Origin of the sequence: Streptomyces sp. CBMA156 (genome assembly GCF_014596515.1) — a bacterium.
Lineage (GTDB): Bacteria > Actinomycetota > Actinomycetes > Streptomycetales > Streptomycetaceae > Kitasatospora.
Window position 1 is genome coordinate 1 of record NZ_MSJQ01000453.1, and the last position, 8,835, is coordinate 8,835.

10 protein-coding genes and 1 tRNA gene are annotated in these 8,835 nt (G+C 72.5%); 8 read left to right on the plus strand and 3 right to left on the minus strand.

Features of this window, described 5'->3' with window-relative positions; all coding sequences use genetic code 11:
• From BU198_RS41145 to BU198_RS41155, 3 genes are all read left to right on the plus strand, one after another.
• On the plus strand, window positions 1–227 hold a 227-nt coding region (locus BU198_RS41145), incomplete at its 5' end, for an acyl-CoA dehydrogenase family protein (protein ID WP_262987021.1).
• A gap of 166 nt (window positions 228–393) precedes the next feature.
• Entirely contained in the window at window positions 394–1,077 is a 684-nt protein-coding gene (locus tag BU198_RS41150; protein WP_188301826.1) for a TetR family transcriptional regulator, read from the plus strand.
• 211 nt (window positions 1,078–1,288) lie between these two features.
• Window positions 1,289–2,674, plus strand: coding sequence for a chloride channel protein (locus tag BU198_RS41155; RefSeq protein WP_188301820.1), 1,386 nt, complete (start codon window positions 1,289–1,291; stop codon window positions 2,672–2,674).
• Here the strand turns inward: BU198_RS41155 and BU198_RS41160 are convergent.
• Complete coding sequence (locus BU198_RS41160) at window positions 2,643–3,257, minus strand: MarR family winged helix-turn-helix transcriptional regulator (RefSeq protein WP_188301821.1); 615 nt, start codon at window positions 3,255–3,257, stop codon at window positions 2,643–2,645. The two genes, BU198_RS41155 and BU198_RS41160, sit on opposite strands and share 32 nt — an antisense overlap.
• A gap of 361 nt (window positions 3,258–3,618) precedes the next feature.
• Here BU198_RS41160 and BU198_RS41165 point away from each other — a divergent pair, with 361 nt between their 5' ends.
• Window positions 3,619–3,888 carry a hypothetical protein gene (locus BU198_RS41165; protein WP_188301822.1) on the plus strand — a complete coding sequence of 90 codons (270 nt, stop codon included), beginning with the start codon at window positions 3,619–3,621 and terminating at the stop codon, window positions 3,886–3,888.
• Between the two features lie 74 nt (window positions 3,889–3,962).
• On the opposite strand, the gene BU198_RS41170 is transcribed toward BU198_RS41165, so the two are convergent.
• Window positions 3,963–4,050: transfer RNA gene (locus tag BU198_RS41170), tRNA-Leu, on the minus strand.
• A gap of 291 nt (window positions 4,051–4,341) precedes the next feature.
• Here BU198_RS41170 and BU198_RS41175 point away from each other — a divergent pair.
• From BU198_RS41175 to BU198_RS44115, 3 genes are all read left to right on the plus strand, one after another.
• Window positions 4,342–5,673, plus strand: a complete 1,332-nt coding sequence (locus BU198_RS41175) for a M20/M25/M40 family metallo-hydrolase (RefSeq protein WP_049659731.1) — start codon at window positions 4,342–4,344, stop codon at window positions 5,671–5,673.
• A gap of 250 nt (window positions 5,674–5,923) precedes the next feature.
• On the plus strand, window positions 5,924–6,160 hold the full coding sequence (locus BU198_RS41180; protein WP_411293293.1) for a chaplin: 237 nt from the start codon (window positions 5,924–5,926) through the stop codon (window positions 6,158–6,160).
• Between the two features lie 296 nt (window positions 6,161–6,456).
• Window positions 6,457–7,368 carry a chaplin gene (locus BU198_RS44115; RefSeq protein ID WP_188301824.1) on the plus strand — a complete coding sequence of 304 codons (912 nt, stop codon included), beginning with the start codon at window positions 6,457–6,459 and terminating at the stop codon, window positions 7,366–7,368.
• Between the two features lie 142 nt (window positions 7,369–7,510).
• Here the strand turns inward: BU198_RS44115 and BU198_RS41190 are convergent, their stop codons facing one another.
• Window positions 7,511–7,717 carry a DUF5703 family protein gene (locus BU198_RS41190; RefSeq protein ID WP_317620533.1) on the minus strand — a complete coding sequence of 69 codons (207 nt, stop codon included), beginning with the start codon at window positions 7,715–7,717 and terminating at the stop codon, window positions 7,511–7,513.
• A 366-nt stretch (window positions 7,718–8,083) separates the two neighbouring features.
• On the opposite strand from BU198_RS41190, the gene BU198_RS41195 reads away from it, so the two are divergent.
• Window positions 8,084–8,689 carry a hypothetical protein gene (locus BU198_RS41195; RefSeq protein WP_188301825.1) on the plus strand — a complete coding sequence of 202 codons (606 nt, stop codon included), beginning with the start codon at window positions 8,084–8,086 and terminating at the stop codon, window positions 8,687–8,689.
• The last annotated feature ends 146 nt before the right edge of the window (window positions 8,690–8,835 follow it).

Sequence of the window (8,835 nt, forward strand, 5' to 3'; positions counted from 1 at the left end):
AGTCGGAGCGTGGGGACGGGGATCTGACGTTCTTCGGTGCGGCGGCGAAGTGTTTCGCGTCGGATGCGGCGATGGAGATCACGACGGACGCGGTGCAGTTGCTGGGTGGGTACGGGTACACGCGGGACTATCCGGTGGAGCGGATGATGCGGGACGCGAAGATCACCCAGATCTACGAGGGCACCAACCAGGTCCAGCGGATCGTGATGGCCCGCAACCTCCCGTAACCCGGCCGGCGAGCGAACCACGGCGCGCACCGACGCGCACCGGCGGCCGGGCCCGTGAGCGGCCCGGCCGTCGACGCCGCCCCCGTCCGTGGATGTTAAGTTCCGGTGAATGAGCGATCAGGAAGAGCAGGACCAGTCCATGAATGACGGGCCCTCGAAGCCGGCGATGCGCGAGGCGCTGGTGGCCGCGGCCTTCGAGCTCTTCCTGGAACGGGGCTTCGAGCAGACGACCGTCGACGACATCGTCTCGCTGGCCGGTGTCGGGCGGCGCTCCTTCTTCCGCTACTTCCCGGCCAAGGAGGACGTGGTCTTCCCCGACCACGAGCGCAGCCTCGCCGAGATGACGGAGTTCCTGGACTCGGGCACCGGCGAAGAGGACCCGGTCAAGCACGCCTGCGACGCCGCCCGCCTGGTCCTGCGGATGTACGCCGAGCAGCCCTCCTTCTCCGTCCAGCGCTACCGGCTGACCCGCAAGGTGCCCGGCCTGCGCGCGTACGAGCTGTCCGTGGTCTGGCGCTACGAGCACACTCTCGCCGCCTACCTGCGCGGCCGCTTCGCCGACCGCCCGGACGGCCCGCTGCGCGCGGACGTGATCGCCGCGGCCGTCGTCTCCGCGCACAACCACGCCCTGCGCACCTGGCTGCGCTCGGGCGGGGAGAGCGACTGGGTGGCCGAGGTGGACGCGGCGATGGCCTTCGTCACCGGCACCTGGAGCGACCGCCCGGCCGAGGCCGCCGACGAGGGCGAGTCCGACGAGGTCGTGGTCCTGGTCGCCAGCCGCCGGGCGCCGCTGTGGCGGATGGTCCAGGGCATCGAGAGCGCCCTGGGTGCCGACACCCGTCAGGCCTGAGGGCACCCGCCGGGCCTGACGACACCCGTCAGGCCTGACGGCACCCGCCGGGGCCTCAAGGGCTTCGCCTCACCCGTGCGGCGCAACCGCGCCCGCCCCGGCACCGCCCGGCCTCCCGCGCGCCGTGCGGCGCCCCGGCGTCCGGGCGAGACTCGGTCGCAGGACGGGGCCTCCCGGGCATCGGGCGGCCCGGGAGCGCGAGGGAGCGGCGATGCCGGAGACGTCCCAGCAAGGGGGCAGCGGCCCGACCCTGCGTGAGGTGCTGCTGCACAGGGGCTACCTCCGGCTGCTGCTGGTCTCGGCACTGGTCGGCATCCCGGTCTCGCTGGCCGCCTTCGGCTTCGTCGGCCTGGAGCACGAACTCCAGCACTGGGTCTGGGAGAGCCTGCCCGAGACGGCCGGCTACGGCCGCGCCCCCTGGTGGTGGCCGCTGCCCGCGCTGCTGCTGGCGGGCCTGCTGCTGGCCCCGATCGTGACCCGGCTGCCCGGCCACGGCGGCCACGTCCCGGTGGACGGGCTGGGCGGCCCGCCCACCGCGCCCGCCGCCGTCCCCGGTGTGGTGCTGGCCGCGCTCGCCTGTCTGCCGCTCGGCGCGGTGCTCGGCCCGGAGGCGCCGCTGATGGCGCTCGGCGGTGGGCTCGCGCTGCTCGCCGTCCGGTCCGCCCGGCGGGCCGAACAGCCGCAGCTGGTGGCGGTGTTGGGCACGGCGGGCGCGGCGGCGGCGATCTCCACCATCTTCGGCAGCCCGCTGGTGGCCGCGGTGATGCTGATCGAGGCGGCCGGGCTGGGCGGTCCGCAGCTGATCGCGCTGATCCTGCCCAGTCTGCTGGCCGGTGGGGTCGGCGCGCTGGTCTTCACCGGCTTCGGCCACTGGACCGGTCTGTCGATCGGAGCGCTCTCGCTGCCGCACCTGCCGAGGAGCGGTGTGCCCGACCCGGGGGACTTCCTCTGGGGCGTCCCGCTGGCCGTCGCGATCGCCGCGCTCTGTGTGGCCGGGCAGACCGTCGGCCGCCGGGTGAAGACCCTCACCACGACCGGCACCGCCCGGCAGACCGCCCTCCGTACCGTGCTGTGCGCGGTCGCGGTCGGCGGCTGTCTCGCCGGGTACGCCCTGCTCACCGGCCGCTCCCCGGAGGAGGCCGCGCTCTCCGGGCAGGCCACCCTGGGCGTGCTCGCCGCGGACCAGGGGGCCTGGCCGGTCGGCGCGCTGCTCGCGCTGGTGCTCTGCAAGGGGCTGGGCTGGTCGATCGCCCTCGGCAGCCTGCGCGGTGGCCCGATCTTCCCGGCGATCCTGCTCGGGGCGGCCCTCGGCACGGCCTGTTCCTCGTTGCCGGGCTTCGGCGCCGCACCCGCCCTGGCCGTCGGCCTCGCGGCCTCCGGTGCCGCCGTCACCGGCCTGCCGGTCACCGCGACCGTCCTGGCCGCCGCCCTGCTCGGCGGCGAGGCGGCGAACTCGATGCCGCTGCTGATCGTGTCCACGGTGGCGGCCTTCATCACCGCGGAGTCGCTGCGCGGCCGGCCGAAGCGGGACTCCGCCCCGGCCGGCCGTACGGGGGCCGCCCCGGTCAGCCGACCTCCTGGCCAGGGCCGTCCGTGACCGCGGTGAGGTACTGCTCGATCTGCTGCTGGTTCTCCACCAACCGCAGGCACAGGTGCCGCAGTTGGGCCAGCTCGTCGGGGGCGAAGCCGCGGAAGACGGCGGCCATGGCGCGTTCGGTGGGCACCCGGAACTCCTCCAGCCAGGCCAGCCCCTCGGGTGTCGCCGTGACCAGCACCGCCCGCCGGTCGTCCGGGTCGGGGGAGCGGCGGGCCAGCCCCTCCCGTTCCAGGGTGTCCACCAGCCCGGTCGCGTTGCGCGGACTCACCCCGCCGGCCCGCGCCAACTCGCCCACCGTCAGACCGGATTCACCTGCCTCACCCGCTTCGCGGGCCGCACCGAGCCGCACCAGCACGTCCAGTGCCCCCGCGCTCAGCCCGCGCCCCTGCGATCCGTGCGCCCGCAGCTTCTCCACCGCGTGGAACGCCGACCGTGCGGCGGCGGCCGCCTCCAGCGCCAGGGTGTCCCCGCCCTTGGTGAACACGCCCATCGCGGTCCGCACCCTGCTGTCGTACAGCCGGCCCTCGGCGTCCCGCCCCAGCGGGCCGGGCGCCGTCTCCCCAGATTTATTTACCTGCTTCATAATGAAGTCATTCTGCACTGCTCCGGGAGCCTGTCAAGGGGCTGCGGGCGGTCGGCTGGATCGGCGCTGCGGGTCGTCGACGTTCGCCGGGCGGGGCCGTCGGCACCGCCGCCGGAACGGCCCCGCGGCGGGCGACCGGCCGTGCTGGAGGGTGACCCGGAGTGCTCCGGCCGACTGATTCGCCAGACAGGCGTACGAACTGTATTTCTGCTGATGGGGGCGGCGTTTCTGACGGACTGTGAGACCGCACGGGTGCGGGCACCGGTTGCGGCGGGATCCGGGGCATGGCTCCCTGAGTCCTGTGCGGGGCCGATCGGCGCCGCCGCCCGTGAATCCCGAAAACTCCGTGGAGGAGATCTTCATGCGTGCTCTCAAGCGAGTCGTGGCCGTCGGTGCTCTCACCGTCCCGCTCGTGATCGGCTGCGCCGGCCTGGCCTCGGCCCAGGAAGGCCTGGACGCGTCCTTCGGCAAGGGCCTCTTCATCGCCAACGAGAACGGCGCCGGTGTCGCCAGCACCCAGTCCTCCGTCAGTCCGGACGGGGTCTCGCACGCCGACTTCTGGATCTGGGCCGACGACACCGGCGTCTACGGCTCCTTCACGGGCTCGGGCGCCACCTGGCAGAGCGAGTGACGTAGCCCGCGGGCCCCGAGGGGAAAACCGCGATGGAAAAGCAGAAGGGCCCCAGATCAACTGGGGCCCTTCGCTGGTGTCCGAGGGGGGACTTGAACCCCCACGCCCGATAAAGGGCACTAGCACCTCAAGCTAGCGCGTCTGCCATTCCGCCACCCGGACCGGGTGTCGTCCTCGCGGCTTCCGATCTCTCGCCCGTCGCGCTGACAGATGTAACTGTAGCAAAGATCGGCTTGTGCTCCCAAAACGGTTCCCGGCCGGGGACCGGGGCCGGTGGCGGGGGCAAGGGCCGGCGTGTGGCGGTGGCGTGACCAGGGGGTTTCGGGGCAGTGCGGGGGGTGGATCGGGATCCGGGGCTGGGGGAGGATGGGCGGACGTGCTCGTACGGCCCGGGTGCAGGTCCCGGGGGTGGCGCGCTGGTGCGTCGGTGCGGGCCCAAGACGAGGAGTGACCGTGAGCGAGCGGAGCGAGTCGGCGGCCCCGAAGGTGACGGCTGAGTCGGAGGTCGCCGAGATCTGTCGCGATCTGATCCGGATCGACACCAGCAACTACGGGGACGGGTCCGGGCCGGGTGAGCGCAAGGCGGCCGAGTACGTCGCCGAACAGCTCGCCGAGTTCGGGCTCGAACCGAAGATCTTCGAGTCGGCCAAGGGCCGGGCCTCGACCGTGGTGCGGATCGAGGGCGAGGACCGCTCCCGTCCCGGCCTGCTGATCCACGGCCACACCGACGTGGTGCCGGCCAACGCCGCCGACTGGACCCACGACCCGTTCGGCGGCGAGATCGCGGACGGCTGCGTCTGGGGCCGCGGGGCGGTCGACATGAAGGACATGGACGCGATGACCCTCGCGGTCATCCGCGACCGGCTGCGCACCGGCCGCAAGCCCCCGCGCGACATCGTGCTGGCCTTCCTCGCCGACGAGGAGGCCGGCGGCACCTACGGGGCGCGCTTCCTGGTGGACAAGCACCCGGGGCTGTTCGAGGGCGTGACCGAGGCCATCGGCGAGGTCGGCGGCTTCTCCTTCACGGTCAACGACCAGGTCCGCCTCTACCTGGTGGAGACGGCCGAGAAGGGCATGCACTGGATGCGCCTGACGGTCGAGGGCCGGGCCGGCCACGGCTCGATGGAGAACGACGACAACGCGATCACCGAGCTGTGCGAGGCGGTCGCCCGGCTCGGCCGGCACCAGTTCCCGCTGCGGATCACCAAGACCGTCCGGGCCTTCCTGGACGAGCTGTCGGACGCCCTCGGGGTCGAGCTGGACCCGGAGAACATGGACGAGACGCTGCGGGTGCTCGGCGGCATCGCCAAGATGATCGGCACCACGCTGCGCAACACCGCCCAGCCGACCATGCTCGGCGCCGGGTACAAGGTGAACGTGATCCCCGGTCAGGCCACCGCGCACGTGGACGGGCGCTTCCTGCCCGGCTACGAGGAGGAGTTCCTGGCCGAGCTGGACAGCGTGCTCGGCCCGCGGGTGAAGCGCGAGAGCCTGCACTCGGACAAGGCGATCGAGACCGGCTTCGACGGCGCCCTGGTCGAGGCGATGCAGACCGCGCTGCGCGCCGAGGACCCGATCGCCCGGGCGGTGCCGTACTGCCTGTCGGGCGGGACGGACGCCAAGTCCTTCCAGGACCTCGGAATCCGCTGCTTCGGCTTCGCGCCGCTCCAGCTGCCGCCGGAGCTGGACTTCGCCGGGATGTTCCACGGCGTGGACGAGCGGGTGCCGGTGGACGGCCTGAAGTTCGGCGCCCGGGTGCTGGACCGCTTCATCGACGCCTGCTGATCAGGCGACTGGGTCGGCCCGTTCCCGGAGTGCCGGGGGCGGGCCGACCGCATTGTCGGAGCTGATGATTGTGGGACGGGTTGAGGGAGATCGACAGAAACGATTCTTCCGAGAATTCCAGGCTGATCATGTGTGCGAGTCATCACCGTTGCGGGTGAATGGGAGATTCCTTCCGTACCCCGTTTGCCGCAGTGTCGTTCATCCCTGTGCAGCCCGCCGAACGGGTTGCGTTGTCCATACAGGAGGAATGATGAAGGTCAAGAAGATCGCCGCTGTCACCGCCGCCACCGGTGGCCTGGTGCTCGCCGCCGCGGGTGTGGCATCCGCTCACGCCGGCACCGAGGGTGTGGCCGCCGGCTCCCCGGGTGTGGTGTCGGGCAACCAGATCCAGATTCCGGTGCACGTGCCGGTCAACTTCTGCGGCAACACCGTGAGCATCGTCGGCGTGCTGAACCCGGCGTTCGGCAACTTCTGCGCCAACGTCTGAGCCGACCTCCGGGCCACCGAGGCCTGGTTGAGCGGACTCGACGACCCCCGGGCGGCGGACGCGCCGCGCCGGGGGCGTTCGCGTTTCCGGTGGGCCGGGCACGTCCCGGATACACGGAGCGCGACACGATCGCTCGATCGGGTGAAGCTGATTCGTTCGGCTCAACCTCGCCGTTGGCCTCTCGTTAACTCGTGTGCAGTCGAAGCCCTTGCGTGATTTACGGATATTCCGAAATTCCGACTTTCTCAAGGTTCATGCCAAGGTCGACACGTCATCTCGAAATGTCAGGGGAAAACATGAGGAATGTAGCCAAGAAGGGGATCCTCACGGTCGTGGCCACCGGCAGCGTGCTGGCCACGACCGCCGGCTACGCCTACGCGGGGGGCGCCGAGGCGCAGGGGGGTGCCGTCGGCTCGCCCGGCGTCGCCTCGGGCAACTCGGTGCAGGTGCCGATCGAGGTGCCGATCAATGCCTGCGGCAACACGCTCGACGTGGTCGGCTTGCTGAACCCGTCCTTCGGCAACCGCTGTGCCAACGCCAGTGGCGGGAGCCACCAGGCGGCCAAGCCCGCCCAGGGCGGCCAGCCCGGCGGAGCGGGCAGCGGCCAGGGCGGCAGCGGTCACACCGGCGGGGGTGCGGGTGGCGGCTCTGGCACCGGCGGGGGCTCCGGTGGCACCGGCATCCCGGGCACCACCGGTATCCCGGGCACCACGGGTATCCCCGGTACCACCGGCATCCCGGGCACCGCCGTCCCGGGGGCCAGTGCCTCCGGTGTTGCCACCAATTCGGCCGGTGTGATCTCCGGCAACAGCGTCCAGGCGCCGGTGGACGTTCCGGTCAACGCCTGCGGCAACTCGGTGAACGTGGCCGGCGTCGGCAACCCGGCCTTCGGCAACGACTGCGTCAACGTGGCGAAGGCCGCCCCGAAGCCGGTCGAGGAGTGCGAGGAGGCCTGCCCGACCACGCCCCCGTCGCCGCCGCAGACCTCGGCCGAGGAGGTCACCCGCAACGGTGCTCCGGCCACCTCGGTCGCCGCCGTGACGCCCGTCGCCGCGGCCGAGAGCGCCCTCGCGGCCCCGGCTGCCGCCCCGGCCGCCCAGCTGGCCTCCACCGGCGCCGGCAGCGTCGAGCTGCTCGGTGCCGCCGGCCTCGCGCTGCTGCTCGGCGGCGGTGTGCTCTACCGCCGCTCCCGCGCCGGCGTCCGCTGACGCGGCGGACCAGGGGCCGCTGACCCGGCCCCGCGCGCACCCATTGAGGGAACGACGCACCCGCGGCCGCCGAGTGGACGGGCGGCCGCGGGCGCGTGAAGGATCGGTGCGAGTTCTCCCCGGGGCCGGGACGCCCCGTCCGTCACCAGGCCCGGACCTGCCGGATGATCCGCCGCTTCAGCCGTACCGTCCGGCTGCCGTCGGGGAACAGCCTGAGCCGGTCGAGCTCCCAGTGCCCGTACTCGGCGTGCTCGGTGAGCAGTTGGCGGGCCGCGTTGCGCGTGGTGCCGCGCGGCATGCGCAGGGACTGGTACTCGTACTCCGGCTGCCGGACCGGCTTGCTTGGGATCAAAACGCTCCTCCTGGGGATCACCTTCGGGCAAGCCTACGGCCTGCCCCGGACAGTCGGTCCGGGTATTTCCGGCCGTCCTCCCGTGCGGAAACGGTGCCCCGGGGGGATGCGGTCCGACCGGTCGACTGACAGTGCATCAGTTCTGTTGCCGCCGTGGAGGGGATACCCCGATACCGGCGCGCGAAGCGGCACCCGGACGGCTCCGCAGGGCCCGGCGCGCGCCCTCCGCGCCCGCTGCGCGCCGGTACCGCACGGGGACGAACCGGCACCGATCGGACATCAGGGGGGAAGTTGCGGTGAAAACGGGGGTGTAGGTGACAACCGCTGTGCGTACCGGCGCCGCGGGGAGATAGCGTCTGCACCATGTCTGATGCCGCGCAGCCCACCATTGCCGAGGTACGCGCCGCCGCTGAGGCGGTCAAGGCCGCCATCGACCGTCATCTGGAAGCGGTGTCAAGCCCCAACGCAGCCGATGATCCCGCCGTGTCCGCCGCCTACGAGCAGCTCGCGACGGCGGCCATCGCCTACGACCAGCTCCTGTACGAGGCCTACGACGAGGTCACGCCCTTCGAGATCCCCGGGGACGAGGGCCCCGGCGGGTACCACGGCCCCGAACAGCCCGAGGCGATCAGCGTGCTGATCCGCCGCGACTACCACGTCGTCGACCCCAAGCGGCTGCGTGCCCAGGCCGAGCGGCTGGACGAGTCGCTGACCCCGGGCGGGGTGGGTGCGGGCGAGGTGAACGCCGCGATCGGGGTGCTGTTCGGCGAGTACGAGCCGGACGAGATCGCCGCCCGCAGCGAGGAGTTCGGCCTGGAGGAGGCCGACTCGACGCTCTGGGTCGCGGCCGCCGAGCCGACCGATCCGGGGGAGTGGCTGCCGGAGCCCTTCGAACATGCCGATCCGCAGCTGCTGATCTGCCGGTTCGACGTGAGCGAGGTCTACGACGACGAGGACCCTGACGACTGAAGCAGTCGACGACCGAAGCCGTCCGGGACGGCCGACGGGCGGGCCCGGGACCACCGGGGCCCGCCCGTCGCGCGTCTCCGGCCGGCCGGCGCGGGCCGGCCGGAGCGGCCGGTCAGTACGCCGAGGCGGCGTTCTCGGCGAGGATC

Bases quoted from the DNA above. Each gene is read 5' to 3' on its own strand.
- BU198_RS41150 (WP_188301826.1), top strand. From the start codon at position 394: ATGCGCGAGGCGCTGGTGGCCGCGGCCTTCGAGCTCTTCCTGGAACGG.
- BU198_RS41180 (WP_411293293.1), top strand. From the start codon at position 5,924: ATGAAGGTCAAGAAGATCGCCGCTGTCACCGCCGCCACCGGTGGCCTG.
- BU198_RS44115 (WP_188301824.1), top strand. From the start codon at position 6,457: ATGAGGAATGTAGCCAAGAAGGGGATCCTCACGGTCGTGGCCACCGGC.
- BU198_RS41155 (WP_188301820.1), top strand. From the start codon at position 1,289: ATGCCGGAGACGTCCCAGCAAGGGGGCAGCGGCCCGACCCTGCGTGAG.
- BU198_RS41195 (WP_188301825.1), top strand. From the start codon at position 8,084: ATGTCTGATGCCGCGCAGCCCACCATTGCCGAGGTACGCGCCGCCGCT.
- BU198_RS41165 (WP_188301822.1), top strand. From the start codon at position 3,619: ATGCGTGCTCTCAAGCGAGTCGTGGCCGTCGGTGCTCTCACCGTCCCG.
- BU198_RS41160 (WP_188301821.1), bottom strand. From the start codon at position 3,257: ATGAAGCAGGTAAATAAATCTGGGGAGACGGCGCCCGGCCCGCTGGGG.